Below are 22216 nucleotides of genomic sequence, written 5' to 3' on the forward strand. Positions count from 1 at the left end.
CGCTGACTGGGGGGGGTATTCCGACATTGGGGGGGGGTGGAAACGCTCTAGGGGTGGTGGGGTCCCTGTGGGGGGGGGGCCTCCGCCACGACCGACCAACACCCGCAGCCGGCGACGCGCCCAGAGCCCGGATCAGAGGCGGGCGAGCACCACGCTCGCCCCGGGGCCTGAGAGCTCGGCGGGGGCGGGCGCGCGGCCGTGGAGCAGGAGGAGCACCGCCTCCGCGCTCGTGCGGACCTCGGGGCCCGAGCCGTGGGACCAGCCGGCGTCCTCGGCGACGAGGCGTACGCCCGCCACCCGGCGCCGCGCGCTGCCGCCGACCACGGCGGTCAGCGGCCACGGCGTGCGGAGGGCGAAGTCGGCCACCGGGGCCAGGGCCTCCGGCGGCACCGCGTGGGGCAGGCCGAGCGGGCGGCGCACGTCGAGGCCGTGCACGACGGCGTCGGCCAGGGCGGCGACCACCGGCATCCCCGCCGGGCGGGCGTAATCGGCGAGGTTGCGCTCGAGCCGGTCCAGGATCGCCTTGTGCCCGCGACCGGACCACTCGACCGCCGACCGCTCGATCATCCGGTTGATCGAGAAGCCGTGGCGGGCCAGCGCGGCCGCGGCGGCGCCGGGGCCGAGGACGGGCGCCCATGCCAGGTGGGCGGCGACGTCGACCACCCGCCAGCCGGCGCAGAGGGACGGCACCTGCCACCGGGCGTCGTCCAGCGCGCGCAGCGTGTCGATCAACGCGCCTCGCTCGGTCCGGAGGAGGTCGAGAAGTGCGGAGTCGGTGGTCATGGCGCTCTCCTGCCGAGGGCGACGTCCGGGACCTGCCCGGGTCAGTCGAGTGGACGGTTCTCGTAGGGGGTCGACAGCACGATCGTGGTGCGGGTCGACACGCTCGCGGCCGCGCGGATCCGGGCCAGCATCTCCTCGAGCGCGTACGGCGTGGCGACGCGGATCTTGAGGATGTAGGACTCCTCGCCGGCGACCGACCAGCACGACTCGATCTCCGAGATGCCCATCAGCCGCTCGGGGTAGTCGTCGGGCTGGGAGGGGTCGATCGGGGTGATCGAGATGAACGCCGTGAGCGGGCGGCCGAGCTGCTCGTGGTCGATCGTCGCGCCGTAGCCCTTGATCAGCCCGCGTTGCTCGAGCCGCTTGACGCGCTGGTGCACCGCGGAGGTCGACAGGTCGGTCGCCTTGCCGAGGTCGGTGAACGACATCCGGCCGTCGGTCGCCAGCAGCGCGAGGATCTGGCGGTCCTTGGCGTCGACCTCGGAGGAGCTCACGCTCGCCACCCTAGTCCGATCCCGACAGCGCCTGCACGAGGCGCACGGCAGACGAGCCGAGGCCCCAGCGGGCGTCGAGGGCGACCACCGCGTCGTGGTCGGCGGGCGTACGCGGGCGGGTCAGGTCGGGCGAGCCGAGGTCGAGGTCGCGACGCACGGCGACCACGCGCGGCGCCACCGCCAGGTAGTCGGCGGCGGCCTTGATCTTGCCCCGCGGACCGGGTCCCATGTCGGAGTCGGGGTCGCCCGCCGCCGCGATGATCGCCTCGACCGTGCCGAACCTGCCGAGCAGCGTCGCAGCCGTCTTGTCGCCGACCCCGGCGACGCCGGGGAGGCCGTCGGAGGCGTCGCCTCGCAACGTGGCGAGGTCGGCGTACTGCCGGGCGTCGACGCCGTACTTGGCGCGCACCCAGGCGTTGTCGACCCGCTCGTGCTTGCTGACGCCGCGCGCGACGTAGAGCACCCGCACCTCGGCCTCGTCGTCGACGAGCTGGAACAGGTCACGGTCGCCGGTGACGATGTCGACCGGCATCCCCGCGCCGGTGGCCAGGGTGCCGATGACGTCGTCGGCCTCCATCTCGGCGTGTCCCACCACGGGAATGCCGTAGGCCGCGAGCACCTCGCGGATGACCGGCACCTGCGCCTCGAGCGGGTCGGGCACCTCCTCGACGTCGGGCCGCGGGCCAGGCACCTCGCGCACCACCCGGTGCGCCTTGTAGGACGGGAGCAGGTCGACGCGCCACTGCGGGCGCCAGTCGTCGTCCCAGCAGCAGGCCAGGTGCGTCGGGTCGTACTCCCCCACCAGCCGGCTGATGAAGTCCATCAGCCCACGCACCGCGTTGACCGGCGTCCCGTCGGGCGCCTTGACCGAGTCGGGCACGCCGAAGAACGCCCGGAAGTAGAGCGAGGCGGTGTCGAGCAGCAGGAGGCGGTCGCCGGTGGCCATGGCCGGAAGCCTTCCACATCCGGGCGTCGGCGACCGGCCGCACCGGTCGCCGACTCGCGGGGTCGTCAGTCGGCCAGGACGCTGTAGGCGATCACACCGCGCTTGAGCAGGCGGGCCGTCGCGCGGGCCGTCTCGCGCAGCTCACGCTCGCCCGCCGCGTCGGCCACCTGGCCGCAGAGGTCGAGGAGCTGCTTCATCCAGCGGACGAAGTCGCCGGCCGACAGCCCGGTCACCATCAGCACGTCGTCGAGGTCGTCGCCCTCGGCCCAGCGCCACGCCGCCCACGCGAACCCGAGGTCGGGCTCGCGGAGGAAGTCGAGGCGGTGGTCGCGCTCCAGCGCGTCGAGCTGGCCCCAGACGCGCACGAGCTCGGCCAGCACCGGCCGCACCTGCCCGCCGGGCATCTTCGGCGAGGAGGCGTCGTCGGCGCGGCGCGCCTCGAAGACCAGCGCCGAGAGCACCGCCGCCAGCTCCGACGGTGCGAGGTCGTCGAAGAGCCCGGCCCGGATCGCCTCGGCGGCGACGAGGTCCATGTCGGTGTAGAGGCGCCGCAGGTGCGAGCCCTTCTCGGTGACCGTGTCGCCCTCGAGGTAGTCGAGCGCCGTCAGCACGTCGCACACCCGGTCGAAGGTGCGCGCGACGGTGTTGGTGCGGTTGTCGACGCGGCGCTTGAGCGTCTCGGTGTCACGCTCGAGCTTGTACCAGCGCTCGGCCCAGCGGGCGTGGTCCTCGCGCTCGGGGCACTGGTGGCACGGGTGGGCCTTCAGCTCCGCGCGCAGCCGGCCGATCTCCCGGTCGGTGGGGGTGTCGCTGAACGAGTCGCGCTGACGGGTGCGGCGCGCGCCGGGGGCGTCGAGGCCGTGGGCCTTGGCGCGCAGCGCGGTGGCGAGGTCGCGCCGCATGGCGGGGTTGCGGCCGTTGAACGACTTGGGGATCCGCAGGCGCCCGATCGCCTCGACCGGGGTCGGGAAGTCCATCGGCGCAAGTCGCCGGGCCTGTCGGTCGGCGGTGACGACGTAGGGGCGGGGCTCGTCGCCGGAGTGGCCCGGGTCGATCACCACGGCGAGCCCGCTGAACTTGCCCGCCGGCACGTGGATCACGTCGCCGGGCCGCAGCTTGCCGAGGGACTTCATCGCCTCCTCGCGCCGGTCGAGGCGGCGCTCGCGCGCGGCGCCCTTCTCGAGGTCGGAGATGCGGCGGCGCAGGCCGGCGTACTCCATGAAGTCGCCGAGGTGGCACGTCGCCGCCTCGCGGTAGCCGTCGAGGGCCTCCTCCGCCTTGTGCACCTGCCGGGCCAGACCGACGACGGCCTTGTCGGCCTGGAACTGGGCGAACGACTGCTCGAGCAGCTCACGTGAGCGCGCGCGGCCGAACTGGTGCACCAGGTTGACGGCCATGTTGTAGGACGGGCGGAACGAGGAGCGCAGCGGGTAGGTGCGGGTGGAGGCGAGCCCGGCGACCTCGCCCGGGTTCATCCCGGGCTGGTAGAGCACGACGCCGTGTCCCTCGATGTCGAGCCCGCGACGACCGGCCCGCCCGGTGAGCTGGGTGTACTCCCCCGGGGTCAGCTCGGCGTGGGTCTCGCCGTTCCACTTCGAGAGCTTCTCGATCACGACCGTGCGCGCGGGCATGTTGATGCCGAGCGCCAGCGTCTCGGTGGCGAAGACGACCTTGACCAGGCCGTCCTGGAACAGCTCCTCGACGACCTGCTTGAACGCCGGCAGCAGCCCGGCGTGGTGGGCGGCGACGCCGCGGGTGAGGCCGTCGAGGAACTCGTGGTAGCCCAGGACGTGGAGGTCCTCCTCGGGCAGGGTGCGCGAGGCCTCCTCGACCCGCGCGAAGATCTCGTCGCGCTCGGCCGCCGTCGTGAGCCGGATGTTGGCCTGCACGAGCTGGGTGACGGCGGCGTCGCAGCCGGCCCGGCTGAAGATGAAGACGATCGCCGGGAGCAGGCCCTCGCGGTCGAGGCGCTCGACGACGTCGACGCGGCTCGGGATCCACACCCGGCGGCCGTTGCCGACGGCACGGGGGTTCTTCGACGAGCCTGGCCTGCCCTTGCGGGGCGAGCGCCGGTCGCGCATCAACCGGGAGCTGGCCCAGTCGTCGCGTGCGATGCGGGTGAGCTCGTCGTTGACCGGGGCCCCCTCCTTGACGAAGCCGGCGCTCGCGTCGACGTCGGAGGAGGCGAACAGGTCGAGCAGGCGGCGCCCCACCATGACGTGCTGGAACAGCGGCACCGGCCGCTTCTCCTCCACGATGGTGGTGGTCTCGCCGCGCACGGTCTCCAGCCACTCGCCGAACTCCTCGGCGTTGGACACCGTCGCCGACAGCGACACCAGCGTCACCGACTCGGGCAGGTGGATGATCACCTCCTCCCACACCGCGCCGCGCATCCGGTCGGCGAGGTAGTGGACCTCGTCCATCACGACGAAGCCGAGGTTGAGCAGCGTGCGCGAGCCGGCGTAGAGCATGTTGCGCAGCACCTCGGTGGTCATCACGACCACGGGTGCCTCGCCGTTGACGACGTTGTCGCCGGTCAGCAGGCCGACGTTGGCGGCGCCGTAGCGCTTGACCAGGTCGTGGTACTTCTGGTTGGACAGCGCCTTGATGGGCGTGGTGTAGAACGCCTTGCGCCCGGTCTGCAGGGCGAGGTGGATGGCGAACTCGCCGACGATCGTCTTGCCCGAGCCGGTCGGGGCCGCGACGAGCACTCCGCGCCCGTCCTCGATCTCGCGGCAGGCACGCACCTGGAAGTCGTCGAGCTCGAAGCCGTAGAGGCCGGCGAAGTCCTTGAGCATCGGGTAGGGCTTGTCGCGACGGAACGCGGCGTAGCGCTCCGCCGGGGTGGACTGGTCGTCGTGCTCGCTCATGCGATCACCTCCAGGGCGCCGGGGACGCAGTCGATGGTCAGGGGCAGTGGGCCGAAGCGCTCGCCGTCGGCGTACGACACGATGCCGGGCGCCGCGACCGTCACCGAGCGCACCCGGCGGTGGACGTACTCGGCGACGCCGTGGACCTTGCCGGTGAACAGCCGCGGGTAGGAGCGCACCAGCTTGGTCTTGCTCATCCGGGTGATCACGACGACGTCGAGCAGCCCGTCGTCGAGCAGCGCGCCCTCGGTGATGCGCATCCCGCCCCCGAACGACGGACCGTTGCCCACCGCGACGAGCATCGCCTCGTGCTCGACGGTGTCGTCGTCGAGCTGCAGCACGTAGGGAATCGGCCGGAACGTGCGCAGCTCGGCGAGGGTGGCGAGGGTGTAGCGCATCTGCCCGCGCGGCCACGTCATCGCGTTGGCGCGCTCGTTGACGATCGCGTCGAACCCGGCGGCGAGCACCGTGACGAACCAGCGGTCGCCGCTGCGGGCGAGGTCGATGGTGCGTCGCCGCGAGGCGATCACCCGATCGGCGGCCGCTGCCGGGTCGGTGCGCGGGAGGCCGAGGTAGCGCGCGACGTCGTTGCCGGTGCCGCTCGGGATCAGGCCGAGGGGTACGCCGGTGCCGGCCACGGCCTGCAGGCCGAGGTGGACCAGCCCGTCACCGCCGCACAGCACGAGCGCCTCGACACCGTCGGCGACGCAGGCGCTGGCCAGGTCGGCCGCCTCGTCAGCGTCGCGGCCCTGGAGGTTGCGCACCACGAACCCGGCCTCGCGGAGCCGGGCCAGCGCGACGTCGCGGTGCCGGGCTCCGCGGCCGCCGCCGGCCGTCGGGTTGGTCAGCAGGGCGATCTCGCGCCCTCGCACCTGGTGCTCGGGAGCCGCGGGGTGGAGCATGGCGCGACCCTATCCCCCGGCACCGACTCGGGCGGGCGGGCACGTCGCCGGTGCGCGCCGCGAGGGGTCAGCCGAGCCGCAGCAGGGCGGCGTAGCGCTCCGGGCGGGCCCCCACCGCGCGGGCCAGACGCCCGAGGGCCTCCAGGACCAGCTCGGGGCCGAAGCCGGTGCCCGGGACGGCCAGGGCCAGCCGCGACCCGCGCTCACCGACCATCACCTGGCCGTGCCGCCAGGCCTGGTGCACCCGCAGCCGCGTCGGGTCGTCGACCACCGGGGCGGGGTAGGCCTCGTCGACCGCCAGCAGGTCGCACACGATCTCCTGCGCCGGGTCGTCGGCGGCCGTCAACCGGCCCTCCACCAGGTGCCCGGTGCGCAGCCCGGCGTCGGCGCGCCAGACCACGTCACTGGTGCCCAGCCACTCCGGCAGGTCGAACGGGTCGATGTCGGTGAGGGCGGCGTGCTGCATGGCACCACCCTGTCAGAGCGCCCTCAGAGGGGTGACAGCTCGTCCGGCGCGAGGCCCGCGTTGGGCGCGCGCCGCTCGCGTCGCCGGTCGTTGAACCGGGCGATCGCCTCGGAGGCGAAGAACAGCAGCACCATCGGCACCGCCATCAGCGTCATGGTGAAGGGGTCGGCCGAGGGCGTCGCGACGGCGGCGAAGATGAAGGTGCCGATGACGATCCACGGCCGGTAGGCCTTGAGGGCGGAGCCCTTGACGACGCCCGCGAAGTTGAGCAGCACCACGAACACGGGGATGTTGAACGCCAGCCCGAACACGAACAGGGTGCGGGTGAAGAACTGCAGGTAGTCGTTGAAGTCGATGAGGTTGGTGACGCCCTCGGGGTTGAAGCCGATGAGCACCTCGAGGGCCACGGGCAGCGTCACGTAGCCCAGGACGATGCCGGCGAGGAAGAGGGGCCCGGCGACCGCCACGAAGATGCGGCTCATCCGCCGCTCCTGCTCGTAGAGCCCGGGGAGGACGAACGCCCAGATCTGGTAGAGCCAGTAGGGCGCGGTCACGATGGCGGCGGCGAACCCGCACAGGGTCAGCCAGAGCAGCAGGCCGGCTCCGGCGCCGCTGGTGGTCGCGGTGGTGGTGCCCTCGGGGAGCTTGGCCTGCGCGTCCTCGTAGGGGCCGTAGACGAGGTCGATCAGGAAGTGCCGGAACACCAGCGCCACGGCCAGTGCCAGCACGAAGACGAGCAGGCACCGCAGCAGCCGGGCCCGGAACTCGCGGAAGTGGTCGGCGAGCGCCATCCGGCCGTCGGGGCCCACGGCGTCCTTCGGCGGCCCCTTGAACAGGCCGACGAGACCGGCGATCCTCACGCTCCTCGGGACTCCTGGACTCAGGCGGTGGTGTCGTCGCGCCGCTCGCGGAGCACCTCACCCGACGCGTCACCGCGGGGCGCGCGGTCGAGGGTCTGGTCGTGGGACTGGCCGTGGGTCTGGTCGCGGGCGGCGTCGGCGGCCTTGGCGCGCGCCTCGATCTCGCGCTGCTCGGGCGTCTTGTCGGTGTCGTCGTCGCGCAGGCCCTTGGTCTCCGTCTTGAAGATGCGGAGCGCCTGTCCGGAGCTGCGGGCGAGGTCGGGCAGCTTGGCGGCACCGAACACGAGCACCACGATCGCCAGGATCACGAGCCACTCGAGACCCTGCGGCATGCCGATCATCGGGTTGAACATGGTCTCACTCCGTCATTCGTGCGGTTGTGTGGATGTCGCTCGGGCGATCAGTCGGAGTCTACGCCGTCGTGCGCGTAGAGGCGGAGCGCCGCCCGGGCGGCCGCCGTGAACGCCTCGGCCCAGGCCGTCGGCGCGAGCAGGGTGGCGTGGGGCGCCAGCCGCAGCAGCAGCGACTTGGCCCACTCCTCGCTGGCGACCTCCAGGTCGACGTCGAGCGTGCCGTCCGGGCCGGGACGGCGCCCCGTCACCGGGTAGTACTCGGCCACCCACCGCGCGGGGGGCGCCAGGCGCAGCGTCACGGTGGTGGTCTCGGCGTCGGTGAACCAGCCGCCGGTGAGGTCGCGGGCGCGCGCCCCGGGGTCGGCGACGGGGCTGTCGAGCTCGGTGGCGGCCACGATGCGGTCGACCCGGAACGCCCGGTCGCCGCCGGCCGTGTGGCACCAGGCGTCGAGGTAGAGCAGGTCCTCGACGCGGGCGAGGCCGCGCGGGTCGACGACCCGCTGGGACTCCTGGTCGCGCGACGGCACGTGGTAGGTGATCTCGACCTGGTGGCCGTGGGAGATGGCCGACTCCAGGACCGGCACCACGGCGCTGCGCTCGAGCGGGGTGGGGGCGACGTGGAGGCGCAGGAGGCCCTCGTCGTCCTGGCCCGCCGCCTCCTCCAGCTTGGCGAGGGTGCGCTCGATGAGCTCGCGGGCCTCGGCCGGGGCGGTGTCGACCATGGTGCGGAGCGCGACGACGAGCGAGGTGGCCTCGGCGGGCGAGAAGCGCACCGGACGGGCGAGGTAGTCGGCGTTGTCGACGCGGATGACCCGGTCGCCCTCGAGCGCGTCGAGGTCCACCTCGATCAGGTCGCCGGGCAGCCCCGGGGAGAGCCCGGTCATGAACAGCAGCCGCAGATCACGCTCGATCTGCTCGGCGTCGGTGCCGAAGTGCGCCGCGGCGTCCTCGAGGCGCACCTCGCCGCGGGCGAGCAGGTAGGGCACCAGCGCGAGCAGGCGCGCGACCTGGTCGGGCGCGGTGTCTCCGGCCTGCGCGGTCATCGGTCCTCCCCCGCTCCGGCCACGGCGCGCAGCCGGGCGACGACCTCGTCGCGCAGCGACTGCGGCGCCTCGGCGACCGCGTCGGCGCCGCAGGTGAGCACCTCGTCGGACAGCTCGGGCACCGTGCCCTCGACCACCACGGCGTCCCAGCCGGGACGGTCCGCGAGCGGGGTGACCGACTCCGCGCGCCGGCGCAGCCCGACACCCGTGCCCTGGCGCACCCGGATCTCCGCGCGGACCGACGGCACCGACGGCGAGAGCCGCCGCGCGACCTCACGGACGTCGGTGCCCGCGGGGACGTCGTACGCCCCGGACCGGCCGCTGGCCCGGACCGGGCCGACGATGCGCGAGAGCCGGAAGACGCGCTCGGCGCCGCGGTCGACGTCGAAGCCGACGACGTACCAGCGGCCCGACGACCGCACCAGGCCCCACGGCTGGACGCGGCGGGTGGTCGGCTCGGTCTCGTCGGCGCGCTGGTAGGGGAAGCTGACCTGTCGGCGCTTGCCGGTCGCGTCCCACAGCGGCTCGAACGCCGGCTCGTCGGCGGTGATGGCGGGAGCGACGACCTCGAGGCGCGAGGGGTCGATCTCGACGCCCTGTCCCTTCAGCTTGGCCAGGGCGCGGCCGGTCGCCTTGGCCAGCGTCGCCTGCTGCCAGACCTGCGCGGCGAGGCCCAGCACGGCGGCCTCGTCGGACTCGAAGCGGATCTCGGGGAGCGACGTCTGCTCGGTGGGGATGCGGTAGCCGATCTCGTCGTCGAAGAACGCGTCCGCGCTGCCGACCTCGATGACCGCGCCGATCTGGCGCAGCGCGTCCTTGTCGCGCTCGAAGGCCCGTTCGAACGCCTCGTCGCCGGCCGGCCCGCGGGGGTGCTCGGGATAGCACGCCTCGCGGATCGCGTCCTTGCCGATGAAGCGCTTGGCTCCGAGCAGCAGGATGTGCAGGTTCATCAGCCGCTCTGCTCGTGGCGTCGCCATGCCTGCCCCGCTCCTCCCGCCGGCCCCTCGGATCAGGAGGCGGCCAGGATGTCGACGACGAAGAACAGGGTGTCGGTGCCCTTGATGCCGGCCTGGTCGTTGCCCTTGCCACCGTAGCCCTTGGCCGGCGGGATCTCGATGATCACCCGCGAGCCGACGGTGCGCCCGACCAGTCGCTCGTCCCAGCCCGGGATGACCTGCCCGACGCCGATGGGGAACTCGGCCGGCTCGCCGCTGTAGGACTCGTCGAAGGGCGCGTCGGCCCCGTAGACCTGGCCGAGGTAGTCGACGGTCAGGGTCTGCCCCGCCTTCACCTTGGCGCCGTCGCCCTTGACGAGCGTGGTGGCGATCAGCTCGCCGCTGGGCTCGTGAGCCGTCGTGAAATCGAGGCCGGTGATCACGCCGTCCTTCTCGACCAGGCTCGGCGCCCAGCCCGCGGGCTTCTTCTTCTCGCCCTGGGGGCCGTCGAGGGGCGGCACGGTCTCGGCCGTGCCGAGGATGTCGACGACCGCCAGCACGGCGTCGCGGTTGCCGATGCCGATGTCGGGGCGGCCGCCCTCGCCGAACGCCTTCTCGGCCGAGGTCAGCAGCACCACGCGGTCGCCCACCTGGTTGCCGATGATGGCCTCCCGCAGGAACGGCAGCACGTCGTCGGCCATCTCCACCGACTTGGTCCCGCCGCCCTTGGTCCAGGTGCTCTGCGCCTCCTCCTCGGTGAAGCCGTTGCCGATCCACCAGTTGGCCTGCACGGTGTCGCCGTCGGCGACCTCGTCGCCGTCTCCCTCGACGAGGACCTCGGTCTCGTCCTTCGAGCCGTCGAGGCGCCCGTCGAAGGTCACCTTGGGCTCCTCGCCCTGCTTGCCCTCGATGGTCACCGAGCTGAGCGGCGCGCCACCCTCGTCGGTGTCGCTGGACTCCGAGCCGCACGCGGCCAGTCCGAGCATGCTGAGGGCGAGGACACCGCTGAGGGCAGCGGAACGTACACGAGACACGGATTCACCTGTTCGATCGGTCGGCGTTGCCCGGTCACCCTATCCAGCGATCCCCACCCGGCAGGCCCCGACACCGCCACGCGCGGCGTCGAGGATCCTCACATGCCGTCGATCAGCCGCTGGACGCGCTCGTCGTAGGCCTTGAACGGGTCCTTGCAGAGCACGGTGCGCTGGGCCTGGTCGTTGAGCTTGAGGTGCACCCAGTCGACGGTGAAGTCGCGGCGGCGCTCCTGCGCGCGGCGGATGAACTCGCCACGCAGCCGGGCGCGGGTGTTCTGCGGCGGCACGCTCTTGGCCTCGAAGATCTTGAGGTCGCTGCTGACCCGGGCGACGGCCCCGCGCTTCTCCAGCAGGTAGTAGAGGCCCCGGCCTCGGTGGATGTCGTGGTAGGCGAGGTCGAGCTGCGCGATCCGGGCGTCGCCCAGCGAGAGCCCGTGCTTGGCGCGGTAGCGCTCGATCAGCTTGAGCTTGATGACCCAGTCGATCTCGCGGTCCACCAGGCCCAGGTCGTCGGACTCGACGGCCTTGAGGCCGCGCTCCCACAGGTCGAGCGCCCGCTCGATCGTGGGGGTGGAGATCTGACGGCGGTCGACGAAGTCGCGGGCCTTGGACAGGTATTCGGCCTGGATCTCCAGCGCGCTCGCCTCGCGACCGTTGGCGAGGCGGACCTTGCGGCGCCCGGTGGTGTCGTGGCTGATCTCGCGGATGGCGCGGATGGGGTTCTCCATGCTGAGGTCGCGCATCACCACCCCCTCCTCGATCATCCGGAGCACGAGGTCGCAGGAGGCGACCTTGAGCAGGGTGGTCGTCTCGCTCATGTTGGAGTCGCCGACGATCACGTGCAGGCGGCGGAACCGCTCGGCGTCGGCGTGCGGCTCGTCGCGGGTGTTGATGATCGGGCGGCTGCGCGTCGTGGCGCTGCTGACGCCCTCCCAGATGTGCTCCGCGCGCTGGCTCACGCTGTAGGACGCGCCGCGCGGGGTCATCACGACCTTGCCGGCGCCGACCACGATCTGGCGCGTCACCAGGAACGGGATCAGGATGTCGGCCAGTCGGCTGAACTCGCCGGCGCGGCCGACCAGGTAGTTCTCGTGGCAGCCGTAGGAGTTGCCGGCGGAGTCGGTGTTGTTCTTGAACAGGTAGATGTCGCCCGCGATGCCCTCCTCGTGGAGGCGCTGCTCGGCGTCGAGGAGCAGGCCCTCGAGGATCCGCTCCCCCGCCTTGTCGTGCGTGACGAGGTCGACGATGTCGTCGCACTCGGGAGTGGCGTACTCCGGGTGGCTGCCGACGTCGAGGTAGAGGCGGGCGCCGTTGCGCAGGAAGACGTTGGACGAGCGTCCCCAGCTCACGACCTTGCGGAAGAGGTAGCGGGCCACCTCGTCGGGGCTCAGCCGGCGCTGCCCCTTGAACGTGCACGTGACGCCGTACTCGTTCTCGATGCCGAAGATGCGCCGGTCCATGTCCACACCCTAGGACCGGGTGCCACGCGCGGTGGTCCGCCACGCACCGAAATCCCGGTGGGCGGTCCACGGTCTTGCCCCGACGTCTACCTTCTCGGGCATGGACGACACCCTCCTCGCCCCTGCCCACCCCCCGCGCACCAGCGCGCTCGACTCGTGGCCGGCCCACCTGGTGACCGCGGCGCTCACCGGTGTCGCGACCGCGCGCCTGCCGATGCAGCGCTGGTCACGACCGGCGCGCTGGGCGATGCACGGCGGGATGGGGGCGCTGGCCGGAGCGAGCGCCGCGCTGGTGGCCCACGACCCCGGCCGCTTCACCCCGGCCTCCGGCCGGGACGGTGACGCCCGCGGGCTGGGCACGGGCACCGCGGCGGCCGTCGGCCTGGCCACGGGCCTCGTCGTCGGCGGGGTGAGCCGGGCGACCGAGTCGGTCGACGGCTGGGCCGAGGGCTGGCTGCGCCGGCGCGGCGTACGCCGCCCGCGCCTGTGGATGGGCGTCGCGGCGGCCGGTGCCTCGCTGGCGATCAGCGCGCTCGACCGCCGGGTCGCGGCGCAGCGTGAGACGAGCCGGGAGGCTCAGATCTCGCCCGGCTCGGTGGGCGGCGGAGGGGTGCCCGGGGCCGGCGGCTGACCGGGGGCCGGAGACGGCGGCGGGGTCGTCGGAGGCGCGACCGGAGGAGCGACGGGAGGCGCCACGGGCGGCTCGGCCGTGACCGGGTCCTCCAGGGGCGCGATGGCTCCCGAGACCTGGTCGGTCGGGTCGGCCGGGTCGTCCTCGCCGGACTGGCGGGGACCGGCCCCGGCGACGGCGTCCTCGTCGGCCTGCTCCGCTCCGCGTCCGCCGAGGATCTCGGTGATGCGGGAGGCCCGCACGCGCAGGAACTTGCGCGGCTGGGTGCGGGTGCGGTCGAGCGCGGCGACCTCGAGGGCGTCGGCGGGGATCACCCGGTCCTCGGTGTCGCTGTGCCCCAACGCCGCCACCGCCACGCGGAGGACGTCCTCGAGCGAGGCGCCGGCGACGTAGTGCTCGGCCAGGTGGCTCGCCACGACGTCGGCGGCACCACCCATCACGGCGTAGCCGTGCTCGTCGGCCACCTGGCCGTCGTAGGTGAGCCGGTAGAGCTGGTCGTCCTCGGGCGCGTCGCCGATCTCGGCGACGAAGATCTCGACCTCGTACGGCTTCTCGCCGCCGGAGGAGAAGATCGTGCCGAGCGTCTGGGCGTAGGCGTTGGCCAGCCCGCGGCCGGTGACGTCGCGGCGGTCGTAGGCGTAGCCACGCATGTCGGCGAGGCGTACGCCGGCGATGCGCAGGTTCTCGAACTCGTTGTAGCGCCCGACCGCGGCGAAGGCGATCCGGTCGTAGATCTCGCTGACCTTGTGCAGCGCCTGCGACGGGTTCTCCGAGACGAACAGCACGCCGTCGGCGTACTGGACCGCGATGACCGAGCGCCCGCGGGCGATGCCCTTGCGGGCGAAGTCGGCCCGGTCCTTCATCAGCTGCTCGGGCGAGACGTAGAACGGCATGCTCATGGGATGGGTGACTCCTGCGTCAGGTGAGGGGCGCGGCGGGGCCGTCGGGCCGCAGCATGCGGGCGGCGATCATCCGGTCGGCGATGACGGCGACCTCCGCGTCGGTCAGCCGGTGGCCGCCGTCGGGGGTGATCACGTGGACGACCGGGAAGATGCGCCGGGTCAGGTCGGGCCCTCCGGTCGCCGAGTCGTCGTCGGCGGCGTCGTAGAGCGCCTGGACCACGGCCGTGACCGCTCCCTCGGCGTCGAGGTCCTCGCGGTAGAGCTTCTTGAGCGACCCGCGCGCGAACAGCGAGCCCGAGCCCACGGAGTGGAAGGCCGTCTCCTCGTAGCGCCCGCCGGTCACGTCGTAGCTGAAGATCCGGCCGTGGCCGGCGGCGACGTCGTAGCCGGCGAAGAGCGGCACGACGGCCAGGCCCTGCATCGCCAGGCCGAGGTTGGCGCGGATCAGCGCGGCGAGACGGTTGGACTTGCCGTCCATCGACAGCGTGGTGCCCTCGATCTTCTCGTAGTGCTCCAGCTCGGTCTGGAACAGCCGCACCATCTCCACCGCCAGGCCCGCCGTGCCGGCGATGCCGACCACGGAGAACTCGTCGGCCGGGAAGACCTTCTCGATGTCGCGCTGGGCGATGATGTTGCCCATCGTGGCCCGGCGGTCGCCGGCCATCACGACGCCGCCGTCGAACGTGGCAGCGACGATGGTGGTGCCGTGCGGGGCGAGGTCACCGGCCTCGCCGGCGGGCACGGCACGCCGCGACGGCAGCAGGTCGGGGGCCTGCGCCCCGAGGAAGTCGGCGAAGCTGGACGTGCCGGGGGTCATGAACGCCGTGGGCAGGCGGCTCTCGCTCACTGTCCGCCCTTCTGGATGAACGACTTCACGAAGTCCTCGGCGTTGGTCTCGAGGACCTCGTCGATCTCGTCGAGGATCGCGTCGACGTCCTCGTCGATCATCTCCTTGCGCTCGGCGACGTCGGTCTCGGCGACCTCCTCGGTCGCCGTCTCCTCCTGCGAGGACTTACGCGGCTGCTTCTGCTCCTGGGCCATGACTCGACCCTATCCACTCCCACCGACGCCACAAGGAGGTTCCACGTCGACGGGCCGGCGCGTCGGCCGGCGACTCGGCCGGCGACTCGGCTGGCGACTCGGCTGGCGACATGGAGGGGAAGTCCGACACCTGGAGGGGGTTGCAACGGCCTCCAGGTGTCGGAGTCCCCGCTCGAGCGGGGACTCCGACAGCGGGCCGGCGAGAGCTCGCGGACCCGGAAAGCCCTCCTCGAGCCCGTCAGCGGGTGATCGCGGCGACGAGCGCCTGGGCGGTGTCGCAGCGGTCGATCAGCTCGCCGACGTGGGCGCGGGTGCCGCGGAGCGGGTCGATCGTGGGGACCCGCTGGAGCGACTCGCGGCCGGGGAGGTCGAAGATCACCGAGTCCCAGGACGCGGCGGCCACCGAGTCGGCGTACTTGTCGAGGCAGCGGCCGCGGAAGTAGGCACGGGTGTCGGTCGGCGGGTCGTGCATGGCCGCCTCGATGGTGGCGTCGTCGAGCAGCCGCTCGATGCGGCCCGCGGCGGCGAGGCGGTGGTAGAGGCCCTTGTCGGGGCGTACGTCGGCGTACTGCAGGTCGATCAGGTGCAGCTTGGCGTCGTCCCAGTCGAGGTCGTCGCGGTCGCGGTACTGGCGCAGCAGCTTCAGCTTGGCGACCCAGTCGAGCTCGGTGGCGCACTCGAAGGGATCCCGCTCGAGGCGGGTCAGCACCGACTCCCATCGCGTGAGGACGTCGACGGTCTGCTCGTCGGCGTCGGCGCCGTAGCGGTCCTCGACGTACTTGCGGGCGAGCTCGAGGTACTCCAGCTGCAGCTGCACGGCGGTGAGCCGGCGCCCGTCACGCAGGGTCACCAGGTGCCGCAGCGTCGGGTCGTGCGAGACGTCGCGCAGCGCCTTGACGGCGCCGTCGACGCTGAGGTCGCGGTCGATGAAGCCGTCCTCGATCATCGCCAGCACGAGCGACGTGGTGCCGGACTTGAGGTAGATCGACACCTCGGCGAGGTTGGCGTCGCCGAGGATGACGTGCAGGCGGCGGTAGACCGCCGGGTCGGCGTGCGGCTCGTCGCGGGTGTTGATGATCGGTCGCTTGAGCGTGGTCTCGAGGCCGACCTCGACCTCGAAGTAGTCGGCGCGCTGGCTGATCTGGAAGCCGCGCTCGGCGGTGGTGTCGCGCCCGTCCTGGCCGATGCCGACGCGTCCCGCGCCCGTGACCACCTGGCGGGAGACGAAGAACGGCGTCAGGTGCCGCACGATCTCGGCGAACGGCGTCGAGCGCCGCGTCAGGTAGTTCTCGTGGGCCCCGTAGGAGGCGCCCTTGTTGTCGGTGTTGTTCTTGTAGAGCACGATCGGCGTGCTGCCGGGCACCTGAGCGGCCATCCGCGAGGCGTCGAGCATGACCTGCTCCCCCGCCTTCTCCCACCGCACGACGTCGAGCGGGGTCGTGACCTCCGGCGAGGAGTACTCCGGGTGCGCGTGGTCGACGTAGAGCCGCGCGCCGTTGGTGAGGATGACGTTGGCCAGGCCGAGGTCCTCGTCGGTGAGCTGGCTCGCGTCGGCCACCTGGCGGGCCATGTCGAAGCCGCGCGCGTCGCGCAGCGGGGACTCCTCCTCGAAGTCCCAGCGCGCCCGCCTGGCCCGCACCGTCGAGCTGGCGTAGGCGTTGACGATCTGCGACGACGCGACCATCGGGTTGGCCGACGGCAGCCCCTGCACCGAGATGCCGTACTCGACCTCCGTGCCCATCACGCGTCGTACGCTCATGAGATGAGCCTACGGGTGTGGGACGAGCGGGTGGTGCCGCGACTGACCGACCTGAGCCTGCGCGGCCACGAGGTGGGCGAGCTGCGCACGCTCGCCTGCGCGGGCCTCACCGGGCGGGTGCTCGAGGTCGGCTTCGGCAGCGGGCTCAACGTCCGCTGGTATCCCCCGGCGGTCACCTCGGTGACCGCGATCGACCCCTCCGACCTGGGCTGGGAGCTCTCCGAGCCGCGACGGGCGCGCGGCGACGTGCCGATCGAGCGGGCCGGGCTCGACGGCCAGCGCCTCGACCTGCCGGACGGATCGCACGACAGCGCCCTGGTGACGTTCAGCCTGTGCACGATCCCCGACCCGGTCGCGGCGCTGCGCGAGGCGAGGCGGGTGGTCGGCCCGGGCGGACGGCTGCACGCGCTGGAGCACGGTGCGGCTCCCGAGGAGTCCGTACGCCGCTGGCAGCGGCGCCTCGAGCCCGTGCAGCGCGCCGTCGCCGGCGGCTGCCACCTCACCCGGGACGTCGTCGCGCTCGCGGCGGACGCCGGCTGGCGGGTGGACCAGGTCGAGCAGTCCTACCTCCCGGGTCCGGGAGTGTCCCGGCCCTGGACGTACGTCTACCGGCTCGGGGCCGGCTGACGTCCGAGGTCAGCGGCCGCGGCGGAGGAACCCGACGAGGAAGAGCACGACAACGACGACGACGACGATGATCAGGATGGTTCGCATCCGCACAACCTAGTGGTCCGCGCGTCGGCGTCAACCCCTCCCAGGAGGGGTCAGGGATCGCGCCGCTGCCCGTTGACCGCGGAGACATGGGCGGCGTTGACCCCGATGATGCCCAGCCACGCGACGACCACGGCGGGCAGGCCCCCTCCGTCGGTGGCGACGGTGGTCGCGACGGTGATCGGGATGCCCGCGCCGACGGAGACGAGGCCGAGCACGAACTGCCGGATCCGGGCGCCCTCGTTGCCCGTGGAGCGGCGAAGTTCGAGCGCGCGCTCCTCGGCGACCCGCCGCTCCACGGCCCGGTGGATCCGCTCGGCGAACCCGTCGACGAGCTCGGCGTCGTAGCGCGCCCCGAGCTCGCGGCGGGTCTCGAGGGCGGCCTCGATGTCGCGGTGACCGAGGTCCTCGTCGCGCGTCACCACCGTGGCCTCAGAGGTACTGGCCGGTGTTGGCGACCGTGTCGATGGACCGGCCCGGCTCGGTGCCCTGCTTGCCGGTGATGAGCGTGCGGATGAAGACGATCCGCTCGCCCTTCTTGCCCGAGATCCGCGCCCAGTCGTCGGGGTTGGTGGTGTTGGGCAGGTCCTCGTTCTCCTTGAACTCGTCGACGCATGCCTGGAGCATGTGCTGGACCCGCAGCCCGCGCTGGGCGGGGTTGAGGTCGCTGTCGAGGAGGTCCTTGATCGCCATCTTCTTGGCGCGGTCGACGATGTTCTGGATCATCGCACCGGAGTTGAAGTCCTTGAAGTAGAGGACCTCCTTGTCGCCGTTGGCGTAGGTGACCTCGAGGAACCGGTTCTCCTCCGACTCGGTGTACATCCGCTCGACGGTGGCGCGGATCATCGCGTCGACCGTGGCGGTGCGGTCCTGGCCGAACTCGGCGAGGTCCTCGGCGTGCAGCGGCAGGGTCGGGGTGAGGTACTTGGAGAAGATGTCGCGTGCCGACTCGGCGTCGGGGCGCTCGATCTTGATCTTCACGTCGAGTCGTCCCGGGCGCAGGATCGCCGGGTCGATCATGTCCTCGCGGTTGGAGGCGCCGATGACCAGCACGTTCTCCAGCGCCTCGACACCGTCGATCTCGCTGAGCAGCTGGGGCACGATCGTGTTCTCCACGTCGGAGGAGACGCCCGAGCCGCGGGTGCGGAAGAGCGAGTCCATCTCGTCGAAGAACACGATGACGGGCGTGCCGAGCGAGGCCTTTTCCCGCGCGCGCTGGAAGACGAGGCGGATGTGGCGCTCGGTCTCGCCGACGTACTTGTTGAGCAGCTCGGGGCCCTTGATGTTGAGGAAGTAGGACTTGCCCGAGGCGCCGGTGCGCTCGGAGACCTTCTTGGCCAGCGAGTTGGCGACCGCCTTGGCGATCAGCGTCTTGCCGCAGCCGGGGGGCCCGTAGAGCAGCACGCCCTTGGGTGGCTTGAGCTCGTGGTCGCGGAACAGCTCGGGGTGCAGGTAGGGCAGCTCGACGGCGTCGCGGATGGCGTCGATCTGGGTGGTGAGGCCGCCGATCTGCGTGTAGTCGATGTCGGGCACCTCCTCCAGGACGAGCTCCTCGACCTCCGACTTCGGCACGACCTCGTAGACGTAGCCGGCGCGGGTGTCGAGCAGCAGCGAGTCGCCGGCGCGGATGGTGACGTCCTCCGCGCACAGCGGCTCGGCGAGGCGGACGACCCGCTCCTCGTCGGCGTTGGCGATCACCAGCGCGCGCTCGCCGTCGGCGAGGATCTCCTTGAGCATCACGACCTCGCCGACCTGCTCGAAGTCGAGCGCGGCGACGACGTTGAGCGCCTCGTTGAGCATGACCTCCTGCCCGCGCACCAGGCCGTCGAGCTCGACGGCCGGGCTCACGCTGACGCGGAGCTTGCGGCCGCCGGTGAACACGTCGACCGAGTCGTCGTCGTTGCGGGCGAGGAAGGTGCCGAAGCCCGCCGGCGGCTGCGCCAGCCGGTCGACCTCCTCCTTGAGCGTGGTGATCTGGTCGCGGGCGTCGCGCAGCGTCTGCGCGAGCCGCTCGTTCTGGCTCGAGACCGCCGCGAGGGAGCGCTGCGTGTCGGCGAGGCGGCTCTCGAGGCCGCGGGACTGCGCGGGCAGGTCCTCCAGCCGGCGGCGCAGGTCGGTGACCTCCGCCTCCAGGTATCGCACCTGCGTGGCAAGCTGCTCGCGTGTCGACTCAGACATCTCGCACCTCCTGTCCGACGACACTACCCATCGGGCCACGGGACGGAAGTGGATATCTCGCGTGTTGCCACACCGTTTCGCGACGTCGCCGCCGGAGCCGGGTCACCCGCCGTTGAGGCGGCGGATCTCGTCGAGCTCCTCGGGGGCCAGCCGACCGGACGCCTCGAGCACCTGCTGCAGCACCGCCGACTTCCCGGCGAGGTAGGAGTCGATGTCCATCCCGGGCTCCGCCGCGAGGGCGCGCTTGACGGCGGCGTACGCGTCGCGCAGGTCGTCGCGGGTGCGCAGCACGTCGCGGACCGCGAGGTGGTTGCGCACGTGCAGGGTGCCGGCGGTGCACACGTAGACGTTGCGCCGTGGCGGGCCGGGCGCGTGGAACGCCTCGCGGCCGGTGACGCCGAGGTCTCCGCGGTGGACGTGTCCGACGGACTCCAGGGCGGCGACAGCGGCGGCCACGTGCTCGGCCGCCACGATGACGTCGATGTCGAGCACCGGTTTGGCCGCCAGACCGGGCACCGACGTGGAGCCCACGTGCTCGACCCGGGCGGTCGGGACCTCGGCCAGCGCGGCGCGCAGGCCCGTGGCGACCTCCTCGAACTGCTCGGCCCAGCGGGGCGAGGGGTCGACGACCTCGATCCCGCTCATGCCTCGTCGGGCTGGGTGACCTCGGGCTGCTCGACCGGCTCGTGCGGAGGGATGTCGGCGGGGCGGGGCCCGGTGTAGTCGGGCCCGTAGGCGCCGGGTGCGGGGCGCCGGGTCTTGCGCGGCGGCTTCGCCCCCGGGGCCATGCGTCGCGCGGTGACCAGGAACGCCGTGTGTCCGATCATCTTGTGGCCCGGCCGCACAGCGAGCCCCTCGACGTGCCAGTCGCGGACCATGGACTCCCACGGCTGCGGCTCGGTGAAGCCGCCGTGGGTGCGCAGCGTCTCGACCACCCGGGACAGCTGCGTCGTGGTGGCGACGTAGGCACAGACGATCCCGCCGGGCACCAGGGCGTCGGCGACCACGTCGACGCAGTTCCAGGGGTCGAGCATGTCGAGGATGACCCGGTCCACCTGGCCGCCGAGGGCCGGCAGGCCCTCCTTGAGGTCACCGAGGCGCAGGTCCCACGCGGGGTGGGTCTGCCCGTCGGGAGCGGAGAAGAACTGGTGCACGTTGCGGCGGGCGACCTCGGCGAACTCCTCGCGCAGCTCGAACGACGTGACCCGTCCCCACGGACCCACGGCGCGCAGCAGCGAGCAGGTCAGCGCCCCCGACCCGGCCCCCGCCTCCACCACGCGGGCCCCGGGGTAGATGTCGGCCAGCGCGACGATCTGCGCCGCGTCCTTGGGGTAGACGACCGCCGCACCGCGCGGCATCGAGACCACGAACTCGTTGAGCAGCGGCCGGAAGACGAGGTACTGCCCGCCGGCCGACGAGGTGACGGTGAAGCCCTCGTCGCGACCGATCATGTCGTCGTGGTCGAGGTGGCCCTTGTTGGAGAAGAACCGCTTGCCGGCGACCAGCTCGAAGTTGTGCTTGCGGCCCTTCTGATCGGTCAGGCGCACCCACTCACCCTCGCGCAGGGGGCCGCGGTGGACGCCGGACCAGGCCTCGGCGGGGACGTCGGGAGAGGGCTCGGACGGCTCGGACATGGCCCGCACCCTAGTGTCAGGAGGCCGGATTCCCCTCAGCGGCGGGCGTTCTCGCGGAACGCCCGGTCGACGTCGGCGGTGGCCAGCACGCCGTAGATGCGGCCGTCGTCCTCGACGAGCAGGTACTCCTCGGCCGGGCGGCGGCTGATCGCCGTGACGAGGTCCTCGCCGGCCACCGTGGCGGGCAGCATCAGCCCGTCCTCCATCGTGCGCGCCACCGCGGACACCGCGACCCACGGACGCCGGTCGGCGGGCATGGCCGTCACGGCCGCCTCGCTGACGATGCCCACGGGCGTGCCGTCGGCGGCGACGGTGACGATGCTGCCGGCCTGTGCCTCCTGGGCGCGGCGCACGGCCTCGGCGAGGGGGAGGTCCTCGGGGACGGTGAGCGTACGCCGGGCGAGCGGCCGGGCGACCAGGTCGGGCAGGCGGCGTCGGAGCTGGGCGTGCGCCATCGCGGCCGTCGCGCCCGTCCACAGGAACAGGCCGACGACGAAGACGAGCACGATGTCGAGGACGGTGGGCGTCGTCCCGGTCAACGGCTCCATCGCGAGCGGCCACGCAAGCAGGGCCAACGCGGTGACCCGGCCGCCCCACCCCGCGACGATGGTGCCGCGGTGCGGGTCGCCGCTGGCACCCCACACGGCCGCCTTGAGCACCCGGCCCCCGTCGAGCGGGAGCCCGGGCACGAGGTTGAGCACGCCGATCAGCAGGTTGGACGCGGCCAGGCCGCCCACCGCCATGCCCACGAGCCCGTCGGGGAGCACCAGCCACGCCGCACCCGCGACGAGGCCGACCCCGAGCGAGGTGAGCGGGCCGACCACGGCGATCCAGAACTCGTGGCGGGGCGTGCGGGACGTGCCGTCGATCTCGGTCATGCCGCCCAGGAAGTGGAGCGTGATCGAGTTGACGCCGTAGCCGAGGCGTTGGGCGACGACGGCGTGGGACGCCTCGTGGAGCAGCACGGAGAGGTAGAGCACGACCGCGAACACGAAGCCCGCGACGTACTTCCAGAACCCGAGGCCCGGCTCGACCGCCTCGATCCGTGGACCGAACGCGACGGAGATCAGCAGCGCGATGACGAACCACGAGGTGGTGATCAGCACGTCGATGCCGGCGATCGACCCGATCCGGAAGGTGCCCGGCGCGCGGGGCGCCGCCTGACGGCGTGCGTCGGCGGGGGCTGGTTCGGTCGGGTCGGCCACGTCTGAACC

Annotated in this window: 23 protein-coding genes; 2 read left to right on the forward strand and 21 right to left on the reverse strand. The window is 72.6% G+C overall.

The genetic code is table 11. From position 1 onward, the window contains the following. Nucleotides 1–132: 132 nt before the first annotated feature. The 12 genes from AC3X7Z_RS19330 to pafA form a co-directional block, all read right to left on the reverse strand. On the reverse strand, nucleotides 133–783 hold the full coding sequence (locus AC3X7Z_RS19330; protein WP_489976934.1) for a maleylpyruvate isomerase family mycothiol-dependent enzyme: 651 nt from the start codon (nucleotides 781–783) through the stop codon (nucleotides 133–135). A 41-nt stretch (nucleotides 784–824) separates the two neighbouring features. Then, nucleotides 825–1277, reverse strand: a complete 453-nt coding sequence (locus AC3X7Z_RS19335; protein ID WP_489976935.1) for an Lrp/AsnC family transcriptional regulator — start codon at nucleotides 1275–1277, stop codon at nucleotides 825–827. 10 nt (nucleotides 1278–1287) lie between these two features. After that, nucleotides 1288–2223 (reverse strand): 5'-3' exonuclease, encoded by a 936-nt coding sequence (locus tag AC3X7Z_RS19340; protein ID WP_186342168.1) that lies wholly within the window; start codon nucleotides 2221–2223, stop codon nucleotides 1288–1290. 65 nt (nucleotides 2224–2288) lie between these two features. Next, entirely contained in the window at nucleotides 2289–5093 is a 2805-nt protein-coding gene (locus tag AC3X7Z_RS19345) for a DEAD/DEAH box helicase (protein ID WP_186342167.1), read from the reverse strand. Further along, a complete protein-coding gene (locus AC3X7Z_RS19350; protein ID WP_489976936.1) occupies nucleotides 5090–5995 on the reverse strand; it encodes a diacylglycerol kinase in 906 nt (301 codons plus the stop codon). The genes AC3X7Z_RS19345 and AC3X7Z_RS19350 overlap by 4 nt, the downstream gene beginning before the upstream one ends. A 67-nt stretch (nucleotides 5996–6062) precedes the next feature. Then, nucleotides 6063–6461, reverse strand: coding sequence for a hypothetical protein (locus AC3X7Z_RS19355; RefSeq protein WP_186342165.1), 399 nt, complete (start codon nucleotides 6459–6461; stop codon nucleotides 6063–6065). A 23-nt stretch (nucleotides 6462–6484) separates the two neighbouring features. Beyond that, complete coding sequence (gene tatC, locus AC3X7Z_RS19360) at nucleotides 6485–7321, reverse strand: twin-arginine translocase subunit TatC (RefSeq protein WP_186342164.1); 837 nt, start codon at nucleotides 7319–7321, stop codon at nucleotides 6485–6487. A gap of 20 nt (nucleotides 7322–7341) precedes the next feature. Next, nucleotides 7342–7674, reverse strand: a complete 333-nt coding sequence (gene tatA, locus AC3X7Z_RS19365) for a twin-arginine translocase TatA/TatE family subunit (RefSeq protein ID WP_186342163.1) — start codon at nucleotides 7672–7674, stop codon at nucleotides 7342–7344. 47 nt (nucleotides 7675–7721) lie between these two features. Beyond that, the gene (locus tag AC3X7Z_RS19370; protein WP_186342162.1) at nucleotides 7722–8717 is read right to left on the reverse strand and encodes a helix-turn-helix transcriptional regulator; all 996 of its coding nucleotides are present in this window, start codon (nucleotides 8715–8717) and stop codon (nucleotides 7722–7724) included. Next, nucleotides 8714–9667 (reverse strand): helix-turn-helix transcriptional regulator, encoded by a 954-nt coding sequence (locus AC3X7Z_RS19375; RefSeq protein ID WP_241005406.1) that lies wholly within the window; start codon nucleotides 9665–9667, stop codon nucleotides 8714–8716. The genes AC3X7Z_RS19370 and AC3X7Z_RS19375 overlap by 4 nt, the downstream gene beginning before the upstream one ends. 59 nt (nucleotides 9668–9726) lie before the next feature. Next, the gene (locus AC3X7Z_RS19380) at nucleotides 9727–10686 is read right to left on the reverse strand and encodes an FKBP-type peptidyl-prolyl cis-trans isomerase (protein ID WP_186342160.1); all 960 of its coding nucleotides are present in this window, start codon (nucleotides 10684–10686) and stop codon (nucleotides 9727–9729) included. Nucleotides 10687–10784: 98 nt separating this feature from the next. Beyond that, nucleotides 10785–12146, reverse strand: a complete 1362-nt coding sequence (gene pafA / locus AC3X7Z_RS19385) for a Pup--protein ligase (protein WP_186342159.1) — start codon at nucleotides 12144–12146, stop codon at nucleotides 10785–10787. 100 nt (nucleotides 12147–12246) lie between these two features. Here pafA and AC3X7Z_RS19390 point away from each other — a divergent pair, with 100 nt between their 5' ends. After that, entirely contained in the window at nucleotides 12247–12777 is a 531-nt protein-coding gene (locus AC3X7Z_RS19390) for a hypothetical protein (protein ID WP_186342158.1), read from the forward strand. Here the strand turns inward: AC3X7Z_RS19390 and prcA are convergent. The 4 genes from prcA to dop all read right to left on the reverse strand — a co-directional run bounded on the left by prcA (nucleotide 12723) and on the right by dop (nucleotide 16479). Beyond that, a complete protein-coding gene (prcA, locus tag AC3X7Z_RS19395; RefSeq protein ID WP_489976937.1) occupies nucleotides 12723–13676 on the reverse strand; it encodes a proteasome subunit alpha in 954 nt (317 codons plus the stop codon). The two genes, AC3X7Z_RS19390 and prcA, sit on opposite strands and share 55 nt — an antisense overlap. A 19-nt stretch (nucleotides 13677–13695) precedes the next feature. Next, a complete protein-coding gene (gene prcB / locus AC3X7Z_RS19400; RefSeq protein ID WP_241005405.1) occupies nucleotides 13696–14526 on the reverse strand; it encodes a proteasome subunit beta in 831 nt (276 codons plus the stop codon). Next, on the reverse strand, nucleotides 14523–14720 hold the full coding sequence (locus AC3X7Z_RS19405) for a ubiquitin-like protein Pup (protein ID WP_186342156.1): 198 nt from the start codon (nucleotides 14718–14720) through the stop codon (nucleotides 14523–14525). Before AC3X7Z_RS19405 ends, prcB begins: the two co-directional genes overlap by 4 nt. 238 nt (nucleotides 14721–14958) lie before the next feature. Further along, nucleotides 14959–16479 (reverse strand): depupylase/deamidase Dop, encoded by a 1521-nt coding sequence (gene dop / locus AC3X7Z_RS19410; protein ID WP_186342155.1) that lies wholly within the window; start codon nucleotides 16477–16479, stop codon nucleotides 14959–14961. Nucleotides 16480–16482: 3 nt separating this feature from the next. On the opposite strand from dop, the gene AC3X7Z_RS19415 reads away from it, so the two are divergent. Further along, the gene (locus tag AC3X7Z_RS19415; RefSeq protein WP_489976938.1) at nucleotides 16483–17106 is read left to right on the forward strand and encodes a class I SAM-dependent methyltransferase; all 624 of its coding nucleotides are present in this window, start codon (nucleotides 16483–16485) and stop codon (nucleotides 17104–17106) included. 137 nt (nucleotides 17107–17243) lie between these two features. Here AC3X7Z_RS19415 and AC3X7Z_RS19420 read toward each other — a convergent pair whose 3' ends face one another. The 5 genes from AC3X7Z_RS19420 to AC3X7Z_RS19440 form a co-directional block, all read right to left on the reverse strand. Beyond that, nucleotides 17244–17612 carry a hypothetical protein gene (locus AC3X7Z_RS19420; protein ID WP_489976939.1) on the reverse strand — a complete coding sequence of 123 codons (369 nt, stop codon included), beginning with the start codon at nucleotides 17610–17612 and terminating at the stop codon, nucleotides 17244–17246. 10 nt (nucleotides 17613–17622) lie between these two features. After that, nucleotides 17623–19368, reverse strand: a complete 1746-nt coding sequence (gene arc, locus AC3X7Z_RS19425) for a proteasome ATPase (RefSeq protein WP_489976940.1) — start codon at nucleotides 19366–19368, stop codon at nucleotides 17623–17625. A gap of 102 nt (nucleotides 19369–19470) precedes the next feature. Beyond that, on the reverse strand, nucleotides 19471–20013 hold the full coding sequence (locus AC3X7Z_RS19430; RefSeq protein ID WP_186342151.1) for a GrpB family protein: 543 nt from the start codon (nucleotides 20011–20013) through the stop codon (nucleotides 19471–19473). After that, nucleotides 20010–21002 carry a tRNA (adenine-N1)-methyltransferase gene (locus tag AC3X7Z_RS19435; protein ID WP_489976941.1) on the reverse strand — a complete coding sequence of 331 codons (993 nt, stop codon included), beginning with the start codon at nucleotides 21000–21002 and terminating at the stop codon, nucleotides 20010–20012. The genes AC3X7Z_RS19430 and AC3X7Z_RS19435 overlap by 4 nt, the downstream gene beginning before the upstream one ends. A 35-nt stretch (nucleotides 21003–21037) precedes the next feature. Continuing rightward, complete coding sequence (locus tag AC3X7Z_RS19440; protein ID WP_489976942.1) at nucleotides 21038–22207, reverse strand: site-2 protease family protein; 1170 nt, start codon at nucleotides 22205–22207, stop codon at nucleotides 21038–21040. Nucleotides 22208–22216 lie beyond the last annotated feature (9 nt).

The organism is Nocardioides sp. Z24_21, from assembly GCF_058134345.1.